The sequence below is a fragment of the Serratia sp. X3 genome, from assembly GCF_014982455.1.
Classification (GTDB): Bacteria; Pseudomonadota; Gammaproteobacteria; order Enterobacterales; family Enterobacteriaceae; genus Serratia; species Serratia ureilytica.
The window spans coordinates 70,559-94,855 of record NZ_JADCNB010000007.1 but is presented as its reverse complement, the minus strand read 5'-3'; the positions used below and the strand labels follow the sequence as shown (position 1 = coordinate 94,855).

Sequence of the window (24,297 nt, the reverse complement as noted above, 5' to 3'; positions counted from 1 at the left end):
TTTTATGGTGAGAACTCAGTGGCGGCCTGTGGCTGACTTTCACGATAAAAAAGCCCGCGCAACGGCGGGCTGAGTGGGGAAGGACGTTTAACGCCCTTTTTTCTTGCGCCCCGGCTGGGTAAAGCGCTTGCGGCCGGCCGGCGCAACGGCTTTGTCGGCGCTTTTCGGGCCGCCGGCGCTCGGTTTTTTCGCCGGGGTAGATTTGGCCGGGGCTTTCTTCGTCGGTTTAGCCTCGGACGAAGAGCCTTCAATCAGCTTGAACAGTTCGATCAGCTCGTCATCGGTCAGATCGCGCCATTCGCCCAGCGGCAAGCCTTTCAGGCTGACGTTCATGATGCGCGTGCGTTCCAGCTTGGTGACCTCATAGCCGAAGTGTTCGCACATGCGGCGGATCTGGCGGTTCAGCCCCTGCACCAGCGTGATGCGGAACACGAACGGCGCCTCTTTCTTCACCTTGCACTTTTTGGTCACGGTGCCAAGCATCGGCACGCCGGCGCCCATGCCGCGAATAAACTCGTCGGTCACTGGCTTGTTGACCGTCACCAGATACTCTTTCTCGTGATTGTTGCCGGCTCGCAGGATCTTGTTGACCAGGTCACCGTGGTTGGTCAGAAAGATCAGCCCCTGCGAATCCTTGTCCAAACGGCCGATCGGGAAGATGCGCTTGCTGTGGTTGACGAAGTCGGTGATGTTGTCGCGCTCGCCGTCTTCGGTGGTGGTGACGATGCCGACCGGTTTGTTCAGCGCAATCAGCACCAGATCTTCTTCATTGCGCGGTTCGATCAGCTGACCGTTAACCTTCACCACATCGCCGGCAAATACCTGGGCGCCAACGGTGGCGCGTTTACCGTTGATGAAAACGTTGCCCTGTTCGATGTATCGATCGGCGTCGCGGCGTGAGCAGATACCGCTCTCGCTAATGTATTTGTTCAGACGAATGGATGAGTTGGTCAGCATGGGATCTCCGTAAAACGCGGACTATACATTACCCGGATGGCGCTGCGAAGCGAATCATGCAGGGGGCGGCGGCCATGAACAAAATTCGCCCCTGCATCAATAAGTGCAGACGATAAGTGGTGTCGACAGGCCTGCGTCTTATTGCGAGGCTGTTGTCGTCAATAGACTTGCGATCGTCGTTTTGGCATAGCCGATGAATGCCGCCAACGGCTGCTGATGCTGAGGCAGATCATCTATTGCTTGTCCGAGATAAACTCGCTGCGCGGTGCTGAGTATCGGCCGGTGTTCAGATGGCAAGCGTTCCAGCAGCCATTCGGCGGCCACCTCTTTGGGGGCGATCCGACCGGTCGCCGCGCTGAACCAGATGCGCGCCAGCGCCAGCACAATGTTGCATTCGTCGCCATGCCAGTCCTCAGGTTCGTTCCATTGGCTCAGGGTATCGGTGAGCGCGGTGATGAAATCGTTGCGAGGGACGCTGTCATACAGGAGTTCAAAGGAGGCGCCGAACAGATGTCGATGATGCTGCCGGGCTTTGGTAAGCAGAATCGCTACATCAGGATCCAAGGTGGCGGGGGAGACGATGTCCGCCTGCAACTCTTCGCGCAGCCACTCACCAAACTGTAACTCACGTCGTGGCGGATAGCGCCAGGGTTTGATGTCGGTCTGTACCAGCACGGTGACTTCCAGCGGACGATAAATGCCGTCAGCACCTGGCGGAGCCGACACGGTCAGCAAAGCTTTCATGAGGGCGGCCCGAGTGGTTGACATCAACGGCTTACTGACGGCGACCAATAGGTCGATATCGCTGTTGGGTTTAAGACCGCCATCGACAGCGGATCCATACAGATGGATGCCCAAGAGTGTCTCGCCGAGTTGCTCTGTCAGCACGTTGCATGCGGCGTCGATCTGTGCGGCGATTTCGCATGGAGACGTTTTTTCAGCGAATTGGGGGCTGTTAAACGACGGTTCAAACCGTTCCCCCACCTTCACCACCCGGGTGTTCAGCGGGGTGAGCGTCTGCCCGGCGCTGCCGATCGGCGTCAGGCGCGGGACGGGGCGGCCGCTGTCGCTTTCCACCAGCGTTGAGTGCGCCTCTCCCTCGGCGAACAGATGATCTTCCCCCCATTGGCGCAGGCCGACGATCACCGGAAACAGCGCGCGGCCTTTCTCGGTCAGCACATATTCCAGATAGGCGCTGCCGTCCGCGGCGGGCACGATCTCCAGCACGCCGTGCGACACCAGGGCGCGCAGCCGGGTGGCAAGAATGTTCTTCGCCATCCCCAGCCCTTTTTGAAATTCGCTGAAACGGGTGACGCCGTCGAAGGCGTCGCGCACGATCAGCAGCGACCACCAGTCGCCAATCACATCCAGCGTGCGCGCCACCGGGCAGGGCGCGTCTTCCAGGCTCTTACGTTTCACGGCGGTTATCTCCAGCTGCACATTCTGGTTGCATTATAAAACCTCTGCACCTAAAGTTCATTGGGTTTAATAATGAAACCATATTGAGGTGTGCGATGAGCGACAAACTGCTGGATCCTCCCTGTGCGGCATTGGGGCGCCTGCCGGCCGCCCTGGTGCTGCTGTTGGCCGCCGCCAGCGCCTTTAGCGTGGCCAACGTTTACTATGCGCAGCCGCTGTTAGACGCCATCGCCCGTGATTTTTCCATCAGCCTGGCGGCGGTCGGCATGGTGATCGCCGTGACTCAGTTGGGCTGCGCGCTGGCGCTGCTGTTGGTGGTGCCGTTGGGGGATCGGCTGAACCGGCATCGATTGCTGGCGGGGCAACAGCTAGGGCTGATCGCCGCGCTGCTGCTGGTGGGCTGGGCGCCCAGCGCGCCCTGGCTGCTGGCGGGGATGTTGCTGGTGGGGCTACTTGGCACCGCCATGACGCAGGGCCTGATCGCGTTCGCCGCCGCCCTGGCGGCGCCGCAGGAGCGCGGGCGGGTAGTCGGCGCGGCGCAGGGCGGGGTGGTGCTGGGGTTGCTGCTGGCGCGCACCTTGTCCGGCGCGCTGGCGGACGTCGGCGGCTGGCGCACGGTATATTTCTTCTCCGCCGGAGTGACGCTGGTATTGCTGCCGATCCTGTCGCGCCTGCTGCCTGCGCCGCGCACCACGCCCAGCACGCTGAGTTATCCCGCGCTGCTGGGTTCAATGTTGAACCTGTTGCTGCATGACCGCACGCTGCAAATTCGCGGCATGCTGGCGCTGCTGATGTTCGGCGCTTTCAGCCTCTTTTGGAGTTCGCTGGTGTTGCCGCTGAGCCGGCCGCCGTTCAACTTCACCCATGCCGCGGTGGGAGCGTTCGGCCTGGTGGGCGCGGTGGGCGCGCTGGCGGCGGTGCACGCCGGGCATCTGGCGGATCGCGGGCTGGGGCAGACGGCCAGCGGCGCGTGTCTGCTGCTGTTGACGCTGGCCTGGCTGCCGCTCGGTTTGCTCGGCAGCGGCCTGGTTTGGCTGGTGGCGGGCATCGTGCTGCTGGATCTGGCGGGCCAGGCTATCCATGTACTGAACCAGAACATGATTTTCAGCGCGCACCCGCAGTCGCACAGCCGGCTGGTGGCCTGCTACATGCTGTTTTACGCCGTCGGCAGCGGGCTGGGCGCCTTTGCCGGCACCCATATGTACGCCTGGGCGGGCTGGAGCGGCGTCTGCTGGCTGGGGGCGGGCGTCAGTCTGAGCGCGTTGCTGTTTTGGCGGCTGACGCTGCGCGGGATGCCGGATGCGGCGGGTAAGGACTAGCGGGCCGGTGAGTGCATCAGGTAATAATCTTCTTCGCCGTCGTTGCCGGTGGAGATGATGCGCCAGCCGTGCTTGCGGTAAAACGCCAGCGCTTTTTCATTTTTCACCAGGCATTTCAGCGAACCGGTGGCGGTGAAGGTGGCTTGCGCCGCCTGCAACAGCGCACTGCCGACGCCGCGCGGCGGCTGATGGGGATCGACATACAGGTTATGAATGAAGTTATCTTCGCGGTAGACGGAGACAAATCCCAGCAGCGTGCCGCCGTCTTCCGCCACCCAAATCGCTTCGCCCAGCGTCGCGCCGTCGAAATCTTCCAACTGATAGTTTGAGGTATCGCGCCAGCCGAACGCCGCCTTGCGCGACGCCAGGTACAGCGTGCGCAGGAAGGGGCGATCGGTCTCTTGGTAGGGTCTTATCTGCATGGCATCTCCCGGTGGTTTGTGCTCACTATAGCGCATTGCGCGGCGTATGCCCGCTGGGCCAATTTAATCGCTTGTTTGTCCGCGCCGCCGCTGGCATGATCCCCTGCAGGGATTAACGCAACGTTGATCACAACCTATTGATTTTCATGACTCGGGGTGCCCTTCCGCGTGAAGGCTGAGAAATACCCGTATTACCTGATCTGGATAATGCCAGCGTAGGGAAGTCACGGCCGCTCAACCGGCGCCGCCTTCTTGAACGCCGGTTGGGAGGAATATGATCGCTCGACCTGATGCACTACCCGGCGCCCGCGCCGCGGCCTGCCTGACCCAATTCCAACAGCGGCCTCCGCTGATCCACTGCCTGACCAACGAAGTGGTGCAGTCGCTGACCGCCAACGTGCTATTGGCGCTCGGCGCCTCCCCGGCGATGGTGGTGGAGCCGCAAGAGGCGGCGCAGTTCAGCGCGCTGGCCGACGGCCTGCTGATCAATGTCGGTACCCTCAACGCGCTGCGCGCCGAATCGATGCGGGCGGCGGTGGCCGCCGCCAATCGGGCCGGCAAGCCCTGGACGCTGGATCCGGTGGCGGTCGGCGCGCTCTCCTACCGCACCGCCTTCGCCAAACAGCTGCTGGACGAGCAACCGGCGGCGATACGCGGCAACGCCTCGGAAATCATGGCGCTCAGCGGGTTGCTGGCCAGCGGCCGCGGCGTGGACAGCGGCGACGACTCGCTGGCGGCATTGCCCGCCGCGCGTGAGTTGGCGCGGCGCAGCGGCGCGGTGGTGGCGGTCACCGGCGCGGTGGATTACGTCACCGACGGCCAACGCGATTGGGCGATTGAAGGCGGCTCCCCGCTGATGACGCGGGTGGTGGGCACCGGCTGTGCGCTGTCGGCGGTGGTGGCGGCGTTTTGCGCCCTGCCGGGCGATCGCCTGGACAACGTGGCGACCGCCTGCCGGGTGATGTCCCACTGCGGTGGCCTGGCGGCCAGGCAGGCCGCCGGGCCGGGCAGCTTTACGCCGGCGTTCCTCGATGCGCTGTATCAACTGCGCGGGGAGGATCTGTGATGAAACGCATTAACGCCCTGACCATCGCCGGCACCGATCCCAGCGGCGGCGCCGGCATTCAGGCCGATTTGAAGGCCTTCTCGGCGCTTGGCGCCTACGGCACCTCGGTGATCACCGCGCTGGTGGCGCAAAATACCCGCGGCGTGCAGTCGGTGTATTACATCGATCCGGCGTTCGTCGCCGCGCAGCTGGACTCGGTGTTCAGCGACGTGCGCATCGACAGCGTCAAGATCGGCATGCTGGCCAACGCCGACATCGTGCAGGCGGTGGCCGAACGGCTGCGCCATTACCGGCCGGAGTTCGTGGTGCTGGACACCGTGATGCTGGCGAAAAGCGGCGATCCGCTGTTGGCGCCGGAGGCGGTAGAGTCTATCCGGCGCGAGCTGTTGCCGCTGGTGTCGATCATTACGCCGAACCTGCCGGAAGCGGCGGCGCTGCTGGCGTGCGCGCCGGCGGAAGATGAAGCGCAGATGCGCGAGCAGGGGCGGGCGCTGCTGGCGATGGGCTGCCGGGCGGTGCTGATGAAGGGCGGCCACCTGAGCGAAAGCGAGAGCCCGGACTGGCTGTTTACCGCCGAAGGCGAGCAGCGCTTTACCGCGCCGCGCGTCGCCACCCGCCACACCCACGGCACCGGTTGCACGCTCTCGGCCGCGCTGGCGGCGTTGCGCCCGCGCCATGCCGACTGGGCGGCCACGGTGGCCGCCGCCAAGGGCTACCTGCAAAATGCGCTGCAACAGGCGGACACGCTGGAAGTGGGGCACGGCATTGGGCCGGTGCATCATTTTCACGCCTGGTGGTGAGTCAACTTTTTGCCGCCACCGTGGTCTGACTAGTTCAGGCCCGGTTTACGGGCGAAATCTGATTTAACCTAGGGAGAAGGACTATGACGGGACACCAGGCGCTGCGTTGCGCCCTCTTCGGCGCACTGCTCAGCTTCAGCGCGGGCAGCTTCGCTCAGCAGATCGTCACCACATCGGATTTGATTCAGCAGCCGGGGTATCAGGCCAGCTGGCAAAACATGGTTAAAGGCCAGGCGCGGATGCCGGGCTGGGCGCGCAAGGGCGTTGGCACCTCTACACCGGCGCAAAACCTGAGCTGGAAGGGCAAAGAGTATCTGGTCGGCAATCTGTGCAAACCGCACGACTGCGGCAACAACTTTTTGATCGTGGCGTTCAGCGCGGATAAATCCCAGGCCTGGGGCGTGCGGGTGGAAGTGGAAGATCGGCCGGAAGCCGTCGATCATCCGAAGAAGTATGCCAGGTACCAGTGGCTCGGCAAGCCGGATGACGACATGAAGGCACTGCTTAAGCAGCAGTTCGAGAACAATCCCGACTGGAAATGATCTGACCGGGGGCGCTGACGATGCCGCCCCCGGCGTTGATCAGCCGATGCCGGCCTGATGCAGATCGTGCAGATTGAGCGCCCCCACCAGCACGCCGTCCATGTTGACCACCGGGGCCGCGCTGATGTGCTGTTCGTGCAGCGCTTCCAGCGCTTCGCCGGCACGCCACTGCTCCGGCAGCCGATAGCCGGGGCGGGTGATCGCCGGGCTGAGCGGATCCTGCAGGTTGTTGCCCTTCACCAGCCAGCGGCGCAGGTCGCCGTCGGTAAATACGCCCACTACCCGCTGCTGCGCGTCGCACACCGCCACTAACCCCAGCCCGGTGCGGCTCAGCTCCAGCATCGCTTCCATCACGTTGGCGCTTTCGCTCACGCGCGGCAGGCGATCGCCGGTGCGCATCAGGTGATGCACGCGGTTCAGCAGGCGCGCCCCCAGGCTGCCGCCCGGGTGCGAACGGGCGAAGTCTTCCGCGTTGAAACCGCGCTGGCGCATCAGCGCCATCGCCAGAGCGTCGCCCATCATCAGGGTGTTGACCGCGCTGGAGGTGGGCGCCAGCCCCATCGGGCAGGCTTCGCGCTCGACGCCGATATCCAGCACGCAGGCCGCGCCCTGCGCCAGCGGCGATTCTTTGCCGCCGGTGATGGCGATCACCGGAATGCCGTTCTCCGCCAGCAGCGGCAGGATCAGGTCCAGCTCTTTGGCGCGGCCGGAGTAGGAGATGAACACCACCACGTCGTCGGCGCCGATCATGCCGAGATCGCCGTGCAGCGCCTCCGCCGGATGAACGAAGAACGACGGTGTGCCGGTGCTGGCCAGCGACGCGGCGATTTTTTTGCCGATATGGCCGGACTTGCCGATGCCGGAAATCACCGCTTTGCCGCGGCAGTTCAGCAGCAGCTCGCAGGCGCAGACGAAATTGTCATCCAGGCGCGCCAGCAGGCGCTGCGCTTCGGTCAACTCGATCTCCAGCGTTTCGCGGGCGAAGGCGAGCAGGGCGTTGGCGTTACTCATCGGGGTCTCCGGTCAGATTAGTGATACATAAAGGCGATGTTTTGTCTGGTGAAAGTATCATGCATTAGAGGGAGGCACTAAACGCGGCGCCGTTTGTTGCGTTAAATCCCTGAGAGCGGTCACGTTTGAAGGCACAAAAAAGCCCGGCGAACCGGGCTTTGGGACAGGCGGTCCGTCACATCAGGCGATGGTGACCTTCTTGTCCAGATAGGCGTCTTGCACGGCGTTGATCAGCGCTACGCCGTCTTTCATCGATTTCTTGAACGCCTTGCGCCCCAGGATCAGGCCCATGCCGCCGGCGCGTTTGTTGATCACCGCGGTGCGCACCGATTCTTGCAGATCGTTCTCACCGGCGGCGCCGCCTGAGTTGATCAGCCCGGCGCGGCCCATGTAGCAGTTGGCCAGCTGGTAGCGCACCAGATCGATCGGGTGATCGGTGGTCAGCTTGGTGTAGACGCGATCGTCGGTATAGCCGAATTTCACCGCGCGGTAACCGCCGTTGTTTTCGGCCATTTTCTGTTTGACGATGTCGGCGCCGATGGTGGCGGCGATGTGGTTGGCCTGGCCGGTCAGATCGGCGCTGGAGTGGTAGTCCACGCCGTCCTTGTTGAACGCCGGGTTGCGCAGATAGGCCCACAGCACCGTGACCATGCCCAGCTCATGCGCGCGCTCGAAGGCGATCGAGATCTCTTCGATCTGGCGGCGCGACTGCTCGGAGCCGAAGTAAATGGTGGCGCCGACCGCCACCGCGCCCATGTTGAACGCCTGCTCGACGCTGGCGTACAGAGTCTGGTCGTACTGGGTCGGGTAGCTCAGCGTTTCGTTGTGGTTGAGTTTGACCAGGAACGGAATTTTATGCGCGTAGCGGCGCGATACCGACGCCAGCACGCCGTAGGTGGAGGCGACGCAGTTACAGCCGGCTTCAATCGCCAGCTCGACGATGTTCTTCGGATCGAAATACAGCGGGTTGGCGGCGAACGAGGCGGCGGCGGAGTGCTCGATACCCTGATCGACCGGCAGGATCGACAGGTAACCGGTGCCGCCCAGGCGGCCGTGGTTGAACAGGGTTTGCATCGAACGCAGCACGCTGTTGGGGCGGTTGTTATCGATCATTACGCGGTCGACGAAATCGGCGCCCGGCAGGTAGAGATTCTCGGCGGGGATAGTGGTACAGCGGTGTTGCAGCAGATCTTCCGCTTCCTTTCCTAGCAACTGCACAATATCAGTCATGATTCACTCCCGATTAAGCTTCTTCATACACCGGCAATGCAGGGTTTTTGACCACCGGCGCAGTAAAAAAGCGGTGATTGAAGCTGTAAAGCGATGCTACCGAACTTGATCCGGCAAGGACAAACAATAGATGCGATTGAGAGGAAATGCCATTGGCGTGGCCAAATACGCGGGGACGATCGCCCCCGGCGCATTAAGTGATTGATTGTTCGATCTCGCCAGCCTTGGCGTTCCGAGCGGCGAGCGGGCGCAGAACCGGATTAGCCCAGCAGGGCGCAGTTCGGCGGCAGGCGGCATTCGATGGCCTGCGGCACCACTTCGATGCGGAAATGGCGGCCTTTGAGCGGCTCGCCGTCGAGGTTGAAGGTCATCTCATGCGGCGCGTCGATCTCCAGCCACGGCAGCGCGGCGCTGAGGATGCTGTTGCTCTCTTCGTCGTTGAACAGGGCGGCCACCAGCGCCGGCAGCAGTTCATCGGCGATCAGCAGGCGCAGCTGCAACTGCCCGTCGTTAATCAGCGCGTTGGGGCACAGTTCCTGGCCGCCGCCGGCCTGTTTGCCGTTGCCGATGCCGATCACCAGCGCTTCGCCGGCCCAGTGGAAGTCCGGCCCGCGGATTTCACAGCGGTCGGCCTGCAGCGTATCCATGCGCAACAAGCCGTGAACGAAGTAGGACACGCCGCCCAACGCCGCCTTCAGCTTCTCCGGCGTTTCAGTGGTGATACGGGTGCCGAAGCCGCCGGTGGCCATGTTGATGAAGTAGCGCTCGCCGTTGACCTTGGCCAGATCGATAGGCACCGAGCGGCCCTTGATCGCCAGCTGCAGCGCCTGCTCGGGCGAGAGGGGAATGTTGCAGGCCATGGCGAAGTCGTTGGCGGTGCCGAGCGGCAAAATGCCCAGCGCCGGCCGACCTTGCGCCGGCAGTTGCGCCAGCGCGGCGGCCACTTCGTTGATGGTGCCGTCACCGCCGCCGGCGACGACGGTGCCGACACCGAGCCGAGCGGCTTCGGCGACGTAGCGCGCGGCGTCACCGTGTTCCCAGGTGACGCGCACGTGCAGCGTTATCTGCTCTTCGCGCAGCCGGTTGACGGCCTGGCGCAGCTCTTCGTTGCCGGCGCCCTTGCCGTTGATGATAAGCAGTGCTGGTGCATGTGAGTGTTGAGGCATTGCCGAGCTCCTCCGGCGGAAAACCAATAATGCCCCAAGATAAACCAGCCAGGGTCGCCAAGCCATCAGAATATTCAGCTAATTCCGGTTATTTCCCATTGCGCCGTGAATATGAAGACGATGCGAATTTATCTGAATTTAACCTGACAATAAGCGAAATTTTAATGGCGGCAGGATTAATCGCTATAGCGTTATTTATATATCGATGTGGCGTTATTATTTTTATTAAAATGGATAACGGGAAAACGTAATGAAAAATAGGCGCGCCGGCGGCAATGGCGGGTCCATAAAGAAAAAGCCAGCCCAAGGGAGATTGGGCCGGCTAAGGAGGTGGTTCCTAGTATTGCTATGCAAATATTTTCGTTGTTCGTTTTTAGCAGCGTGATAGTAACCAAGCTGCGCGCTCATTGATGTGATCCAATTCTAATATTTGCTAAAAATCGCCGCCGAATGACGGCGATTCATTGTTAGGCTCCGGCGCTATTTTCTTCCGCCAAATTGCGGATCAGCAAAGCATAATTGAGATCGATATCCTGCGGGATCGGCAAATAAACGATATGGCCGTTGCCCGGCGCGACCTCAATCGGCTCGCCTTTCTTATTTTGCATGCTTTCGAGAGTGAACAGCACGTTGCCGCCCGGCGTCATCATCTCGACGCTGTCGCCGAGTGAAAATTTATTCTTCACGTCGACTTCCGCCCAGCCTTCGCGGCGCACGCCGGTGAACTCGCCGACGAACTGCTGGCGCTCGGAGAGCGAAGAGCCGTATTCGTAGTTCTGCTGCGCTTCGTGCACGTGGCGGCGCAGGAAGCCTTCGGTATAGCCGCGGTGCGCCAGGCCTTCCAGCGTGGTGAGCAGGGTAGGATCGAACGGTTTGCCGGCAACGGCGTCATCGATGGCGCGGCGGTAGACCTGGGCGGTGCGCGCGCAGTAGTAGAAGGACTTGGTGCGCCCTTCGATCTTCAACGAATGCACGCCGAGCTGCGTCAGACGCTCTACGTGCTGGATGGCGCGCAGATCCTTGGAGTTCATGATGTAGGTGCCGTGTTCATCCTCGAAGGCGCTCATATATTCGCCTGGCTTTTGCGCCTCAGACAGCATGAACACCTTGTCGGTCGGCGCGCCGATGCCCAGCGTCGGCTCGACGGTCTGCACCGGGATCGGCTCGTGCAGGTGCACGATATTGCCGGTGTCGTCCTCTTTGCCTTCTTCCGCCTTGTACTGCCAACGGCAGGCGTTGGTGCAGGTGCCCTGGTTGGGATCGCGCTTGTTGATGTAGCCGGACAGCAGGCAGCGGCCGGAGTAGGCCATGCACAGCGCGCCGTGGACGAAGATCTCCAGCTCCATGTCCGGCACTTCGGCGCGGATCTCGGCGATCTCTTCCAGCGACAGTTCGCGCGACAGGATCACGCGGGTCAGGCCCATTTGTTTCCAGAACTTCACCGTCGCCCAGTTAACGGCGTTGGCCTGCACCGACAGGTGGATGTCCATCTGCGGGAAGGCTTCGCGCACCATCATTATCAGGCCAGGATCGGACATGATCAGCGCATCCGGGCCCATATCGACCACCGGTTTCAGATCGCGCAGGAAGGTTTTCAGCTTGGCGTTGTGCGGGGCGATGTTGACCACCACGTAGAATTTTTTGCCCAGCGCGTGCGCTTCGTTGATGCCCTGCGCCAGATTCTCGTGGTTGAACTCGTTGTTGCGCACCCGCAGGCTGTAGCGCGGCTGGCCGGCGTAAACCGCATCGGCGCCGTAGGCGAAGGCGTAACGCATGTTTTTCAGCGTGCCGGCCGGGGAGAGAAGTTCTGGTGTAAACATAGTGTGTCTCGGTCTGATTTCAGGTCAGCACCACGCCACCTGATGGCGCAGTAAAAGCGGGGGATTGTAGCCGCGGCGCGGCAAAAAATCAGCAGTTAACCGGATTTGTTCAAGGGAGATTGATCCCGGTCAAACGGAAAACGCGCGATGGCGGCCACCGCGCGGGCGAAACGGGGGATCAGGCGCTCAAATCGCGAATATCGGTGGTCGGGCCGTTTTTAATCACCGACTGGATACCGTTTTTGGCTGCGCTTTCGGAGCTGTACATTTCGCTGACGCCGATCACCTGATGGTTCTTGGCCTTCAGCACAAAGTAGGGCTGGTTGCTGGTGCTGTGCTTCAGTTCAAACTGCGCTTCATGCGGCGAATTGGTCTGCACCGAGGCGATGCCGTTCTCCGCCGACGCTTTGCTGGCGTACATCTCGCTGGCCAGAATGATCTCGCCGTTACTGGCTTTCAGGTTGAAGTGGTACTGTCCGTTCTTTGCTTTTTTCAGCTCGTAATGACCGATTGCCATGGTTCTTCTCCTGTAGGTTCCGATTCGTGATGTAAGTGTAGCCAATCGCTTGAAAATCGGTGGCTAAACCTCACAGCAGCTTAGTCGAAAAAATGCGCAATTTTTTTGCGCCGGCGCGGAGTTTTTATTCGGTGAGCCCGGCGCCGCACGGGAAGCTAAGAGAGGGGCGGTGATTGCGCAGTGCACCGCATAATGAGGGGAGCAGGGTTTCAACCCGTGAGACTGTGCGTTACTGTTTGGCCGTTTCGTCAATGTGGATGAAAAATGAGCGATATATCTTGGCATCGACACGCTACAGGCATATGCTTTGGCCTATGCCAGCTGTGGGGGTGTCGAGATGGAAAGAATCGCAAAGCTGTTTAAAAACGGCAGAAATCAGGCGGTGAGGTTACCGGTGGAATTTGAATTTGATACGGATCGTGTCTATATCCGTCGCGATAGGGAGGGCAACGTGATTTTATCCAAATATCCAGCAAAGCCGGACAGCTGGGCACCGCTGCTGAGCATTATCGCCCAAACGCCGGTGCCGCAAGAGTTTCTTGGCGCGGAAGATCGTCAGCAAGGGGTTGCAGACCGCGATCCATTCTCAGAGGACGAATAGGCGATGTACATGTTTGATACCAACACCGTCAGCCACTTGTTTCGGCAGCATCCGCAGGTGCTTAACGTCATGGAAAAGCTCCCGCCTTCTGCCGTATGTATTTCCAGCGTCACGGAGGCGGAACTGCTTTACGGTGTCGCTAAACGGCGGAACAAGGCGTTGCAAAGCATGGTCGAGGCCTTTCTTGCCGCGGTGACAGTCTATGCATGGGATAGCGAAGCTGCCCGCTGTTACGGTGAAATGCGGGCAAACATGGAGAGAAAGGGGAAAATCATGGGCGCGATGGATCAACTGATCGCCGCTCATGCGCAGAGCCGTGGCGCGACGCTGGTGACCAACGATCGCGCATTCGCCATGGTGCCCGGATTGGCGGTTGAGGACTGGACGCACTGATTTCCCCCTAAACCCCATTCACCAGCCGGCAGGGCTCGGCTTCCCAGCGGTAACCGACGCCGTATACCGAGCGGATAAAGGATTTTTGCCCGTCGATCAGCTCCAGCTTGCGCCGCAGGTTTTTGATGTGGCTGTCGATGGTGCGGTCGGTGACCACCCGATAGTCGTCATACAGGTTGTTCAGCAGCTGCTCGCGCGAAAACACGTTGCCCGGCTGGCTGGCCAACGTCTTCAGCAGGCGGAACTCCGCCGGCGTCAGATCCAGCAGCTGCCCCTGATAACTGGCCTGGAAACGCGGTTCATCGATGTGCAGCAGGTCATCTTCCCGCGCATTATCCTGCGGCCGATAGCTGCGGCGCAGGATGGTTTTCACCCGCGCCACCACCTCGCGCGGGCTGTAGGGTTTGCAGATGTAATCGTCGGCGCCGATCTCCAGCCCCAACAGGCGGTCAATCTCTTCGATTTTCGCCGTCACCATCACGATAGGCACGTCGCTGAAGCGGCGCAGCTCGCGGCACACCGTCAGCCCATCGGCGCCCGGCAGCATCAGATCGAGCAAGATCAGCGCCGGCGGATGCTGGTGCACGGTCGGCACCACTTCATTGCCGTTGGTCAGCCAACGGGTGGCGTAGCCCGCCGCCTGCAGATAATCCACCAGCAGCTGGCCCAGCTTGGGCTCATCTTCAACAATCATGATCTGCACGGGGTGATTCTGAATGTCCATCAGGGCGCCTTATTTTTTATCGGGGTTGCAAATTCTACTGTAATGCGCACGCCGCCTAAAGGCGAATGCTCGGCGCGGATTTTCCCATCGTGCGCTTCCACGATGTTGTGGCAGATCGCCAGCCCCAATCCGGAACCGCCGCTGGCGCGGTTACGCGAGCCTTCCGCCCGGTAGAAACGTTCGAAAATGCGCGTCAGTTGCTGATCGCTGATGCCTGGCGCGCTGTCCTGCCAGCAGAGGGACAGCCGCCCCGGCTGCAGCTCGGCGCTGATTTCCAGCCGGCCGCCGGCATCGGTGTAGCGCAGGCTGTTTTCCAACAGGTTATTGAACAGCTGATTCAGGCGATCGGGATCGCCGAACAGCGGCGCATGGGGCGGCAGATGGGTGACGATCTCCAGCCCCTTGGCGCGAAAGCGCTCGCGGAAGGCGGCGACGGCGATCTGCAGCAGATGCACGCAGTCCACCGACGATTTGCGATAGGCCAGCGCGCCGAGATCGGAGAGCGAAAGCTGGTGCAGGTCGTCGACCAGTTTGGTCAGGGTGGACACCTCGGCCTGCAGCGAGCTGAGCGACGCGGGCGTCGGCTGGCGCACGCCGTCCTGCAGCGCCTCCAGCTCGCCGCGCAGCACCGCCAGCGGCGTGCGCAGTTCGTGCGACACGTCGGCCATAAAGGCGCGGCGCATCTGTTCATTTTTCTCCAGCGAGGTGGCCAACTGGTTGAAGTCGTGCGCCAGCCTGCCCAGTTCATCCTGGCTACTGACCGTCACGCGGGTGGTGAAGTCGCCCGCCGCCAGGCGATGGGTGCCCGCCACCAGGCGTTTGACCGGCGCCAGCATGCCGCGCGACAGCAGCCAGGTCACCGCCGCCGCCAGCAGGGTGGAGAGCGCGACGATAATCCAGCTGGTGCGCCGCTGCTGGCGATCGAAGTTGATATCGGTGTTGCGCGTCAGGCGTTCGACCGGGGTAGTGATCACCCAGCCGACGATCTCGTTGTTATAGCGGATTGGGTGGCGCGGCCCTTCTTTCGGCACCGGCCCGGAGTGGCCCACTAGCCGGTTGAACTGGCTGTCCACCACCCAAAACTGGGTGCGCCAGCCCTTGGGCGGCAGGTTGTGGCTGCTGTCGCTGTTCTGTTCGAACGAACGCATGATTTGGTAGATAACCTGATCGTTGTTGCGCAGGAATATCCAGTTGCCGTGGCGACTGTACTGCTCCTCCAGCGCTTCGCTCAGCATGTTGATGCGCTGCTCGTTGCTGTGCTTGATGTAATCGATAAAGCCGCGTTCAAAGCTGACGCGCACCCCCCAATGCATGGTGATCAACACCAGCATGCAGGTAGCGAAAATGGCCAGGAACAGTTTCCCGGTAATGCCTATCTTCATTGCAACCTCGTTGAGCCGGTGCCCGGCTCTTTGGCCAGCGTGCGGTTAGGCGCGCTATCCGCCGGCACGCGCGCGAAGGCCAGCGCGGGCAGGGCGATAATCAACGCCATACAGCAGTAGCTGTAAATAAATGCGCTGTGGATGGCCGGGCTGTCGGCCACCGCCTGGTGATGGGCGAAGCTGCCGATCAAGATGCCGGCGACGCTGACGCCGAGGCTCATCGACAGCTGCATGACCATCGACAACAGGCTGTTGCCGCTGCTGGCCAGCCGGTCCGGCAGGTCTTTCAGCGTCAGGGTATTCATCGCCGAGAAGCGCAATGCGTTGACCATCCCCTGGAAGAACAGTATCACCGGCAGCAGCCACAGCCAGCCGAGCATCGCCGCCAGCAGGAAACTCAGGCTGACCAGCGCCAGCAGCAGCGTGGCTGCCACCAGCACGTTGCGATAGCCGAAGCGGTTGACCACCTGCACTACGATGCGCTTCATGCCCATGCTGCCGATGATCATCGGGATCATCATCAGCCCGGCGTGGAACGGCGTGAAGCCCATGCCCACCTGCAGAAACAGCGGCGTCATGAACGGCAGCATGCCGCTGCCGATGCGCCCCAGCAGACTGGCCAGCAGCCCGATCTTGTAGGTCGGGGTGCGCAGCAGCCGCAGTGAGAACAGGGCGTGGCTATTGCCGTAGGCATGCCAAACATACCCCAACAACGCCGCCGCGCCCAGCGCCACCAGGCCGGCGATGGCGCCGCCGGTCAGACCCATGCCTTTATGGCCGTCGAGCGCCAGCGTCAGCGACGCCATGCCGATCGCCAGCAGGAAAAAGCCGCTGAGGTCGAAACGGCGGGTCTGCATTTGGTAGTTGGGCATCAGCAGCAGCGTGGCGATGGCGCCCACGATGCCCACCGGAATATTGATCAGGAAAATCCAGTGCCAGCTGGCGTATTGCACCAGGAAGCCACCCAGCGCCGGCCCCATCAGCGGGCCGATCTGGCCCGGCAGCGTCACGAAGGTCATCGCCGCCATGTACTGCTCGCGCGGTACGATCTTCATCACCGTCAGGCGGCCGACCGGCACCATCATCGCGCCGCCGACGCCCTGAAGCACGCGCGAGGCGATCAGCTCGTTCAGGGTTGCCGAGCGGGCGCAGAGGAGGGAGCCGAGGGTAAACAGCACGATGGCGCTGAAAAACACCCGCTGTACGCCGACCTTGTCCGCCAGCCAGCCGCTGGCCGGCAGCGTCACCGCCACCGTCAGCACATAGGCGACGATCACCGACTGCATGCGCAGCGGGTTCTCCCCCAGGCTGGCGGCCATTGAGGGCAGGGCGGTATTGACGATAGTGGTATCCAGCGTCTGCATAAAAAAGCCGAACGCCACTATCCAGAGTTGCCAACGTACCGTGGCGGTGTGTTTCATCAGCATCGGTCGGCCATTAGTGCGGCAGCGGGGCCAGCTGCTTGTTGCGGCGAAACTTCGCCTGCAGCCGGTCGAAGTAAAGATAGACCACCGGCGTGGTGTACAGCGTCAGCAGCTGGCTCATCACCAGACCGCCGGCGATGGTGATACCGAGCGGCTGGCGCAGCTCCGCGCCGTCGCCGCTGGTCAGCACCAGCGGCAGCGCGCCGAACAGCGCCGCCAGCGTGGTCATCAGGATCGGCCGGAAGCGCAGCAGGCTGGCCTGGAAAATCGCCTCGCGGGCGCTGATGCCGCCGTTGCGCTGCGCCTCGAGCGCGAAGTCGACCATCATGATGGCGTTTTTCTTCACGATGCCAATCAACAGCATGATGCCGATCAGCGCGATCAGGCTGAACGGCGCGCCGAACAGCTCGAGCGCCAACAGCGCCCCCACGCCCGCGGAAGGCAGAGTGGAGAGGATGGTCAGCGGATGGATATAGCTCTCGTACAGCACGCCGAGCACGATATACACCGTGGCGATCGCCGCCAGGATCAGGATCAGCTGCGACTTCAGGGTGTCCTGGAACACCTGGGCGGTGCCGGCGAAGGCGCCGCGCACCGTGGACGGCACGCCGAGCTGAGTCATAGTGCGCTCGACAGCGGCGGTGGCGTCCGACAGGCTGCCGCCGTCCGGCAGGTTAAAGGAGATGGTCGAGGCGGCGGACAGCCCCTGATGGTTGACCGACAGCGGCGCGTTGGCCGGTCGCCAACTGGCGAAGTAGGAGAGCGGTATCGCCTTGCCTTCGTTGTTGATGATGAACATCTTGTCCAGCGAGCTGACGTCCTGAGTGTAAGGCGGCGCCACTTCCATCACCACCTTGTATTGGTTGAGCGGTTGATAGATGGTCGAAATCTGTCGCTGGCCGAAGGCGTTGTTCAACAGGTTGTTGGCGTCGGACACCGAAATGCCGAGGCGCGCCATGGTCTCGCGATCGTAGACCAGATCCATCTCCGAGCCTTTATCCTGCTGATCCGAGTTGACGTCCGCCAGCTCAGGCAATGCCGCCAGCGCGGCGCGGATCTTCGGTTCCTATTCGCGCAGCGCGGCGAGGTCATCCGCCAGCAGCGTATATTGGTAGCTGGCGTTGGCCTGGCGGCCGCCGACGCGGATATCCTGCACCGCCATCAAGAACAGGCTGGCGCCCGGTTCTTTGGCCAGGCGAGCGCGCAGGCGGGCGATCACTTTCTGCGCATCGTCGCTGCGCACCGACAGCGGTTTCAGTGAGATGAACATCGAGCCGCTGTTGGTGCGCGAGCCGCCGGTAAAGCCGGTGACGTTTTCCACGTCCGGATCTTCGCGCACGATTTTCATGAAATCTTCCAGTTTGCCGCGCATCGCCTGGAACGAGATGCTCTGATCGGCCTGGATAAAGCCCATCAGGCGGCCGGTATCCTGTTCGGGGAAGAAGGTTTTCGGGATGCTGATATACAGCCAGACGTTGAGCGCAATGGTGGCGAGGAACACCGCCAGCACCCAGCGCGAGTGGCCAAGCACCCAGTTCAGCGAGCGTCCGTAACCCTGCTGCAGCGCCAGCAGCATTTTGCCGAAGCCGCGCGCGCGCCGCTGCGAACGCGCCGGCTGGTGGCGCAGCAGATAGGCGCACATCATCGGCGTGAGCGTCAGCGAGACGATCAGCGACAGCCCGATCGACACCGACAGGGTGACGGCGAATTCGCGGAACAGCCGGCCCGGCAGGCCCGCCATCAGCAGCAGCGGGATAAACACCGCCACCAGCGACACGCTCATCGACAGCACGGTGAAACCGACCTCCCGCGCGCCCAGCAGCGCGGCGTTGATCGGTTTCATGCCGGCCTCGACGTGGCGGGAAATGTTTTCCAGCACCACGATGGCGTCGTCCACCACAAAGCCGGTGGCGATGGTCAGCGCCATCAGCGACAGGTTGTTGAGGCTGAAGCCGCACAGGTACATGGCGGCGAACGAGCCTACCAGCGACACCGGCACGGCGACCGCTGGGATCAGCGTGGCGCGGCCGGAGCGCAGGAAGATGAACACCACCAGGATCACCAGCCCGATGGCGATCGCCAGCGACTGTTCGACCTCGGCCAGCGAAGCGCGAATGGTCGGCGAGCGATCCTGCGCGACGTTGAGTTGAATCGAGGCCGGGATATTCGCCTGCAAGGCGGGCAGCTCGGCGCGAATGCGATCGACGGTTTCGATGATGTTGGCGTCCGGCGCGCGGCTGATGGCCAGAACGATCGCCGGCTTGGCGTCGGTCATCCCGGCGTTGCGCACGTCCTGCACCGAATCTTTGACCTCGGCCACGTCGCCGAGCCGCACCGCCGAACCGTTGTTGTAATGAACGATCAGCGGGCGGTAGGCGTCGGCGGTTTTCAGCGCGTCGTTGGCCTGGATTTGCCAACGTTGCTGCGGGTTTTCGACGGCGCCCTGCGGGCGGCGCACGTTGGCGTTGGCGATGGCCTGCCGCACGGCATCCAGCGAAACGCCCTGATTGAACAGCGCCGAAGGGTTCAACTCCACCCGCACCGCCGGCAGCGAGCTGCCGCCCACGGAAACGTCGCCGACGCCTTCGGTCTGGCTGATCTTCTGCGCCAGCTGGGTGGACGCGAAGTCGTAAAGCTGCCCCTGGCTGTAGGTGTCCGACGTCAGCGTCAGGATCATGATCGGCGCGTCGGAAGGGTTGACCTTGCGATAGCTGGGGCGGCTCGGCATGCCGGTCGGCAACAGGCTTTGCGCGGCGTTAATCGCCGCCTGCACGTCGCGTGCGGCGCCGTTGATGTCGCGGCTGAGATCGAACTGCAAAATCACCCGGGTGCTGCCGAGCGAGCTCATCGAGGTCATTTCATTAACCCCGGCGATGCGGCCCAGCGCGCGCTCCAGCGGCGTCGCCACCGAGGAGGCCATGGTTTCCGGCGAGGCGCCCGGCAGCGACGCACTGATCGAAATCACCGGAAAATCCACCTGCGGCAGCGGCGACACCGGCAGCAGGCGAAAACCGATCGTGCCGCTGATGGCGATGGCCAGCGTCAGCAGGGTGGTGGCCACTGGCCGGTGAATGAACAGGACGAAGAATTTCACGGCAGCTCCTGCGTATCCGGCTGGCGATGCGTGTTGCGCGCCAGTTTGTCAAACAGCAGGTAGATCACCGGCGTGGTGAACAGCGTCAGGATCTGGCTCATGATCAGGCCGCCGACCATACAGACGCCGAGCGGATGCCGCAGCTCCGCGCCGACGCCGGTGCTGAGCATCAGCGGCAGCGCGCCGAGCAAGGCCGCCAGCGTGGTCATCAGGATCGGCCGGAAACGCAGCAGGCAGGCCTGATAAATGGCGTCGCGCGGCGATAAGCCCTGTTCGCGTTCCGCCGCCAGCGCGAAGTCGATCATCATGATGGCGTTCTTCTTCACGATGCCGATCAGCAGGATGATGCCGATGATGGCGATCACGTCCAGTTCGCTGCCGGCCAGCATCAGCGCCAGCAGCGCGCCGACCCCGGCGGTCGGCAGGGTGGAGAGGATGGTCACCGGATGAATGAAGCTTTCATACAGCACGCCCAGCACGATATACATCGCCACTACCGCCGCCAAAATCAGCCACAGCGTGCTGCCGAGCGCCGCCTGGAAGGCCAGCGTCGCGCCCTGGAATTGGGTGGTGATGTCTTTCGGCATGGCGAGATTTTTTTCCGCCTGGGTGACCGCGTCCACCGCTTCGCCGAGCGAGTAGCCGGCGGCGACGTTGAACGAGACGGTGGCCGACGGGAATTGGTCGAGGTGGTTGACCGACAGCGGGCCGAACCGTTCTTCGATTTTGGCGATGGCGCTCAACGGCACCACGGCGCCGTCCTTGCCGCTCAGACGGATCTCATTGAGCGCCGCCAGCCCCGGCGTCGCGCTGACGTCGTGCTCCAACACCACCCGGTATTGATTGGCCTGGGTGTAGATGGTGGAGATCAGACGTTGGCCGAAGGCGTTGTACAACGCATTGTCCACGTCGCTCATGGTGACGCCGAGGCGCGAGGCCGAATCGCGATCGACGTTGACGTAGGCGACCAGCCCCTGATCCTGCCAATCGCTGGTGACGTCCGCCAGCTGCGGGGTGCGCTTCAGCTCATCCATCAGCTGCGGCACCCACAGGCTCAGATCGTCCAGCGACATCGCCTGCAGGGTGAACTGGTACTGGGTGCGGCTGACCTGGGTATCGATGGTCAGATCCTGCACCGGCTGCAGGTACAGCTTCACGCCGGGGAACTGCGCCGTTTGCTGCTGCAACCGGCTGATGACCGCCGGAATGCGGTCGCTGCGTTCGCTCAGCGGTTTCAGGTTGATCTGCAGCCGGCCGCTGTTGAGCGTGGCGTTGCTGCCGTCGACGCCGACGAACGAGGTCAGGCTTTCCACCGCTGGATCTTTGAGGATCTGCGCCGCGACCTGCTGCTGGCGCTCGGCCATGTTGCTGAACGAAACGCTCTGCGGCGCCTCCAGCGTGCCCTGAATGATGCCGTTGTCCTGCACCGGGAAGAAGCCTTTCGGGATCAGCAGGTACAGCAACACCGTCAGCGCCAGGGTGCCCACGGCCACGCCGAGCGTCAGCCAGGGGTGGTTAAGCACCGTTTTCAGCCACTGGCCGTATCGCGCGATCACGCGCTCGAAAAAGCGCTCAGAGGCGGCGGAGAAGCGGTTCTGCTTGCGCAGCGATTCGTGGCTGAGCATGCGGGCGCACATCATCGGCGTCAGCGTCAGCGATACCACGGCGGAGATCAAAATCGCCACCGCCAGCGTCACGGCGAACTCGCGGAACAGGCGGCCGACGATGTCGCCCATGAACAGCAGCGGGATCAGCACCGCCACCAGCGAGAAGGTCAGCGAGATGATGGTGAAGCCGATCTCGCCGGCCCCTTTCAGCGCGGCGTCGAGCGGTTTTTCCCCTTTCTCGATGTAGCGCGAGATGTTCTCGATCACCACGATGGCGTCATCCACCACGAAACCGGTGGCGATGGTTAATGCCATCAGCGTCAGGTTGTTGATGGAGAAGCCGAGGAAGTACATGGCGGCGAAGGTGCCGACCAGCGACAGCGGCACCGCCACGCTGGGGATAATGGTCGCCGGCACGTTGCGCAGGAACACGTAGATCACCATCACCACCAGTGCGACTGCGAGCAGCAGCTCGAACTGCACGTCGCTGACCGAGGCGCGGATGGTGGTGGTGCGATCGGTCAGCACCTTGACATCGACCGACTTGGGCAGGCTTTTAATCAGCGTCGGCAGCATTTCGCGGATGCTGTCGGCGGTGGTGATGACGTTGACGCCGGGCTGACGTTGGATGTTCAGCACGATCGCCTGCTGCTGGTTGGCCCAGGCTGCCAGTCGGGTATTTTCCGCCCCTTGTTCGATGGTGGCGATATCCTGCAGGCGGATCGCCGCGCCGTTCTGATAGGCGACGATCAGCTGGCGATAGTCGTCGGCGGATTTCATTTGGTCGTTGGCGGACAGGGTGACCGAGCGGGTCGGGCCGTCCAGGCTGCCTTTCGCCGAGTTGACGTTGGCGTTGCTGATGGCGGTGCGGATGGTTTCGCTGTTCAGGCCATAGGCGGCGACCGCCGCGGCGTTCAATTTTACACGCACCGCCGGGCGTTGGCCGCCGGCCAGGGTCACCAGGCCGACGCCGGTCACCTGAGAGATTTTCTGCGCCACGCGCGTCTCCACCATGTCTTCCACCTGCGTCATCGGCATGGCGGTGGAGGTGACGGCCAGCGTCAGGATCGGCGGATCGGCCGGGTTAACCTTGCTGTAAATCGGCGGGTAGGGCAGATCGTTCGGCAATAGGTTGGTGGCGGCGTTGATCGCCGCCTGCACTTCCTGCTCCGCGACGTCGAGCGGCAGCGCCAGCTGGAATTGCAGCGTCACCACCGAGGCGCCGCCGGAGCTTTGCGACGCCATTTGCTTCAGGCCGGACATCTGGCCGAACTGGCGTTCCAGCGGCGCGGTAATGGCGGAGGTGACCACGTCCGGGCTGGCGCCGGGGTACAGCGTCACCACCTGGATGGTCGGGTAGTCCACTTCCGGCAACGCGGAAACCGGCAGCGCGCGATAGCCGATGATCCCCGCCAGCAGTATCGCCACCATCAGCAGGGTGGTGGCGACCGGGCGCAGGATAAACAGGCGGGAAGGGCCGCCGCCGCGGGTCGGTGGCATCACCTGCATCAGGACTTCCTCTGAACGTCAGGTTCGCGCTTGGCTTTTGACGCCGCAGGCGCGTCGCTCGGCGCCAGCACTTCCACCTGCATGCCTTCGGTCAGGCGATCGATGCCGTCGGTCACCACCCGATCGCCGGCGTTGAGGCCGGCGCTGATCACCACCTGCCGGCTGTCCTGCACGCCGGCGGTGACCCGGTGTTTGCTGACCTTGTTGTCTTCGCTGAGCGTCCAGACGAAGTTGCCTTCGTTGCCCATCTGCAGCGCGGCGGTCGGGATCACCACCGCATCGTGCAGGGTATCCACCTGCAGCCGCGCGTTGACGAACTGGTTGGGGAACAGCGCGTCGTCTTCGTTGGCGAAGCGCGCTTTCAGCTTGATGGTGCCGGTGGCGGTATCAATTTGGTTGTCCAGGCTCAGCAGCGAACCGGTCGTGAGCTTGTTCTGGTTGGTGCGATCCCAGACTTCGACGCTCACCGGCCCGGCTTTTTGCGCCTTGAGCAGATCGGCGATGTTGCCTTCGGGCAGCGTGAACACCACGTCGATCGGGTGCGTCTGCGTGATCACCACCAAACCGGTGGTGCTGCCGCTGGTGACGTAATTGCCGACGTCGACCAGTTTCAACCCGACGCGGCCGTCGATTGGCGCAGTGATGCGGCTGTAGGTGATCTGCAGTTTGGCGCTGTCGACCGCGCCCTGATCGGCCTTGATCGCGCCTTCGGTTTGCTGCACCAGCGAGGCCTGCGTATCCAGCTCTTGACGGGAAACCAGATTGGTTTTCACCAATTGCTGGTAGCGCGCCAGATCGCGCCGGGCGTTGGCCAGCGTGGCCTGATCTTTCGCCAACTGCCCCTGCGCCTGGGTCAGTTGCACTTGGAATGGCCGGGGATCGATTTCTGCCAGCAGATCGCCGGCTTTGACCTGCTGGCCTTCGGTAAAGTGGATCGCCATCAGTTGGCCGTCGACCCGGCTGGTGACGGTGACGGTATTGGCGGCGGTGGCGGTGCCCAAGCCGGAAAGATAACGCGGCACCGTCTGTTGCGTGGCCGTCGCGGCCTGCACCGGCGACATCGGCGCGCCGCGCCGCCCGCCCGCCGCGCGACCGGCCCCCGCTGTGCCGCCGGCCTGCTGCGCGCCCGGGGCCGTGCCGGCCGGCGGTTGAGCGGCGTTAAAATAACGCCAGGCGAAGACGGCGGCGATGACCAGGATGGCCGCAACCAGCAGGCGCGGCATCAGGGAACGGCGTTGGGGTTTTGCATTCATGGCGGCGAAAATTCTCTCCAAAAGGCAGGGGTGCGGGCACT

Annotated in this window: 20 protein-coding genes, 2 pseudogenes and 1 riboswitch; of the genes and pseudogenes, 7 read left to right on the top strand and 15 right to left on the bottom strand. The window is 62.6% G+C overall.

Annotation, left to right across the window (positions count from 1 at the left end; genetic code table 11):
• Nucleotides 1-87: 87 nt before the first annotated feature.
• The 3 genes and pseudogenes from rluF to IMX17_RS25495 form a co-directional block, all read right to left on the bottom strand.
• A complete protein-coding gene (rluF, locus tag IMX17_RS21200) occupies nucleotides 88-957 on the bottom strand; it encodes a 23S rRNA pseudouridine(2604) synthase RluF (protein WP_046897737.1) in 870 nt (289 codons plus the stop codon).
• A gap of 138 nt (nucleotides 958-1,095) precedes the next feature.
• On the bottom strand, nucleotides 1,096-1,941 hold the full coding sequence (locus IMX17_RS21195) for an aminoglycoside adenylyltransferase family protein (protein WP_046897866.1): 846 nt from the start codon (nucleotides 1,939-1,941) through the stop codon (nucleotides 1,096-1,098).
• Nucleotides 1,939-2,376: pseudogene (locus IMX17_RS25495) on the bottom strand (winged helix-turn-helix transcriptional regulator); the annotation flags it as partial. The pseudogene IMX17_RS25495 and the gene IMX17_RS21195, both read right to left, overlap by 3 nt.
• A 95-nt stretch (nucleotides 2,377-2,471) precedes the next feature.
• On the opposite strand from IMX17_RS25495, the gene IMX17_RS21190 reads away from it, so the two are divergent.
• A complete protein-coding gene (locus IMX17_RS21190) occupies nucleotides 2,472-3,695 on the top strand; it encodes an MFS transporter (RefSeq protein ID WP_182265525.1) in 1,224 nt (407 codons plus the stop codon).
• Here the strand turns inward: IMX17_RS21190 and IMX17_RS21185 are convergent.
• On the bottom strand, nucleotides 3,692-4,117 hold the full coding sequence (locus tag IMX17_RS21185) for a GNAT family N-acetyltransferase (RefSeq protein WP_099816852.1): 426 nt from the start codon (nucleotides 4,115-4,117) through the stop codon (nucleotides 3,692-3,694). The two genes, IMX17_RS21190 and IMX17_RS21185, sit on opposite strands and share 4 nt — an antisense overlap.
• Before the next feature lie 142 nt (nucleotides 4,118-4,259).
• Nucleotides 4,260-4,356, top strand: a riboswitch (TPP riboswitch).
• Between the two features lie 35 nt (nucleotides 4,357-4,391).
• Between IMX17_RS21185 and thiM the strand changes: the two genes are divergently transcribed.
• From thiM to IMX17_RS21170, 3 genes are all read left to right on the top strand, one after another.
• Nucleotides 4,392-5,183 (top strand): hydroxyethylthiazole kinase, encoded by a 792-nt coding sequence (gene thiM / locus IMX17_RS21180; RefSeq protein WP_094141506.1) that lies wholly within the window; start codon nucleotides 4,392-4,394, stop codon nucleotides 5,181-5,183.
• A complete protein-coding gene (gene thiD, locus IMX17_RS21175) occupies nucleotides 5,183-5,983 on the top strand; it encodes a bifunctional hydroxymethylpyrimidine kinase/phosphomethylpyrimidine kinase (protein ID WP_193550195.1) in 801 nt (266 codons plus the stop codon). Before thiM ends, thiD begins: the two co-directional genes overlap by 1 nt.
• Before the next feature lie 83 nt (nucleotides 5,984-6,066).
• Nucleotides 6,067-6,525, top strand: a complete 459-nt coding sequence (locus tag IMX17_RS21170) for an inhibitor of vertebrate lysozyme family protein (RefSeq protein WP_046897733.1) — start codon at nucleotides 6,067-6,069, stop codon at nucleotides 6,523-6,525.
• A 39-nt stretch (nucleotides 6,526-6,564) separates the two neighbouring features.
• Here IMX17_RS21170 and gutQ read toward each other — a convergent pair whose 3' ends face one another.
• The 3 genes from gutQ to yegS all read right to left on the bottom strand — a co-directional run bounded on the left by gutQ (nucleotide 6,565) and on the right by yegS (nucleotide 9,932).
• Nucleotides 6,565-7,536, bottom strand: a complete 972-nt coding sequence (gutQ, locus tag IMX17_RS21165) for an arabinose-5-phosphate isomerase GutQ (protein ID WP_193550194.1) — start codon at nucleotides 7,534-7,536, stop codon at nucleotides 6,565-6,567.
• Nucleotides 7,537-7,716: 180 nt separating this feature from the next.
• Nucleotides 7,717-8,766 (bottom strand): class I fructose-bisphosphate aldolase, encoded by a 1,050-nt coding sequence (gene fbaB / locus IMX17_RS21160; RefSeq protein ID WP_015378749.1) that lies wholly within the window; start codon nucleotides 8,764-8,766, stop codon nucleotides 7,717-7,719.
• A 260-nt stretch (nucleotides 8,767-9,026) separates the two neighbouring features.
• Entirely contained in the window at nucleotides 9,027-9,932 is a 906-nt protein-coding gene (gene yegS, locus IMX17_RS21155; RefSeq protein WP_046897731.1) for a lipid kinase YegS, read from the bottom strand.
• A 29-nt stretch (nucleotides 9,933-9,961) separates the two neighbouring features.
• On the opposite strand from yegS, the gene IMX17_RS21150 reads away from it, so the two are divergent.
• Entirely contained in the window at nucleotides 9,962-10,183 is a 222-nt protein-coding gene (locus tag IMX17_RS21150) for a hypothetical protein (RefSeq protein WP_152665227.1), read from the top strand.
• Nucleotides 10,184-10,399: 216 nt separating this feature from the next.
• On the opposite strand, the gene yegQ is transcribed toward IMX17_RS21150, so the two are convergent.
• Together yegQ and IMX17_RS21140 are read right to left on the bottom strand one after the other, a co-directional pair.
• Complete coding sequence (gene yegQ, locus IMX17_RS21145) at nucleotides 10,400-11,752, bottom strand: tRNA 5-hydroxyuridine modification protein YegQ (protein ID WP_046897730.1); 1,353 nt, start codon at nucleotides 11,750-11,752, stop codon at nucleotides 10,400-10,402.
• Between the two features lie 178 nt (nucleotides 11,753-11,930).
• Nucleotides 11,931-12,269: a YegP family protein gene (locus IMX17_RS21140; protein ID WP_033644064.1), complete on the bottom strand. Its 339-nt coding sequence runs from the start codon at nucleotides 12,267-12,269 to the stop codon at nucleotides 11,931-11,933.
• A gap of 337 nt (nucleotides 12,270-12,606) precedes the next feature.
• On the opposite strand from IMX17_RS21140, the gene IMX17_RS21135 reads away from it, so the two are divergent.
• Complete coding sequence (locus tag IMX17_RS21135; protein ID WP_019452401.1) at nucleotides 12,607-12,870, top strand: antitoxin; 264 nt, start codon at nucleotides 12,607-12,609, stop codon at nucleotides 12,868-12,870.
• A gap of 3 nt (nucleotides 12,871-12,873) precedes the next feature.
• On the top strand, nucleotides 12,874-13,263 hold the full coding sequence (locus tag IMX17_RS21130; protein WP_046897729.1) for a type II toxin-antitoxin system VapC family toxin: 390 nt from the start codon (nucleotides 12,874-12,876) through the stop codon (nucleotides 13,261-13,263).
• 7 nt (nucleotides 13,264-13,270) lie between these two features.
• On the opposite strand, the gene baeR is transcribed toward IMX17_RS21130, so the two are convergent.
• The 6 genes and pseudogenes from baeR to IMX17_RS21100 form a co-directional block, all read right to left on the bottom strand.
• Nucleotides 13,271-13,987: a two-component system response regulator BaeR gene (gene baeR, locus IMX17_RS21125; RefSeq protein ID WP_046897728.1), complete on the bottom strand. Its 717-nt coding sequence runs from the start codon at nucleotides 13,985-13,987 to the stop codon at nucleotides 13,271-13,273.
• Entirely contained in the window at nucleotides 13,987-15,369 is a 1,383-nt protein-coding gene (baeS, locus tag IMX17_RS21120) for a two-component system sensor histidine kinase BaeS (RefSeq protein ID WP_046897727.1), read from the bottom strand. Before baeS ends, baeR begins: the two co-directional genes overlap by 1 nt.
• The gene (gene mdtD, locus IMX17_RS21115; RefSeq protein WP_046897726.1) at nucleotides 15,366-16,796 is read right to left on the bottom strand and encodes a multidrug transporter subunit MdtD; all 1,431 of its coding nucleotides are present in this window, start codon (nucleotides 16,794-16,796) and stop codon (nucleotides 15,366-15,368) included. Before mdtD ends, baeS begins: the two co-directional genes overlap by 4 nt.
• 10 nt (nucleotides 16,797-16,806) lie before the next feature.
• A pseudogene (gene mdtC, locus IMX17_RS21110) lies at nucleotides 16,807-19,887 on the bottom strand (multidrug efflux RND transporter permease subunit MdtC).
• Nucleotides 19,884-23,003, bottom strand: coding sequence for an MdtB/MuxB family multidrug efflux RND transporter permease subunit (locus IMX17_RS21105; RefSeq protein ID WP_182265520.1), 3,120 nt, complete (start codon nucleotides 23,001-23,003; stop codon nucleotides 19,884-19,886). Before IMX17_RS21105 ends, mdtC begins: the two are co-directional and overlap by 4 nt.
• Nucleotides 23,003-24,256: an MdtA/MuxA family multidrug efflux RND transporter periplasmic adaptor subunit gene (locus tag IMX17_RS21100; protein ID WP_193550193.1), complete on the bottom strand. Its 1,254-nt coding sequence runs from the start codon at nucleotides 24,254-24,256 to the stop codon at nucleotides 23,003-23,005. The genes IMX17_RS21105 and IMX17_RS21100 overlap by 1 nt, the downstream gene beginning before the upstream one ends.
• Between the last annotated feature and the right edge of the window lie 41 nt (nucleotides 24,257-24,297).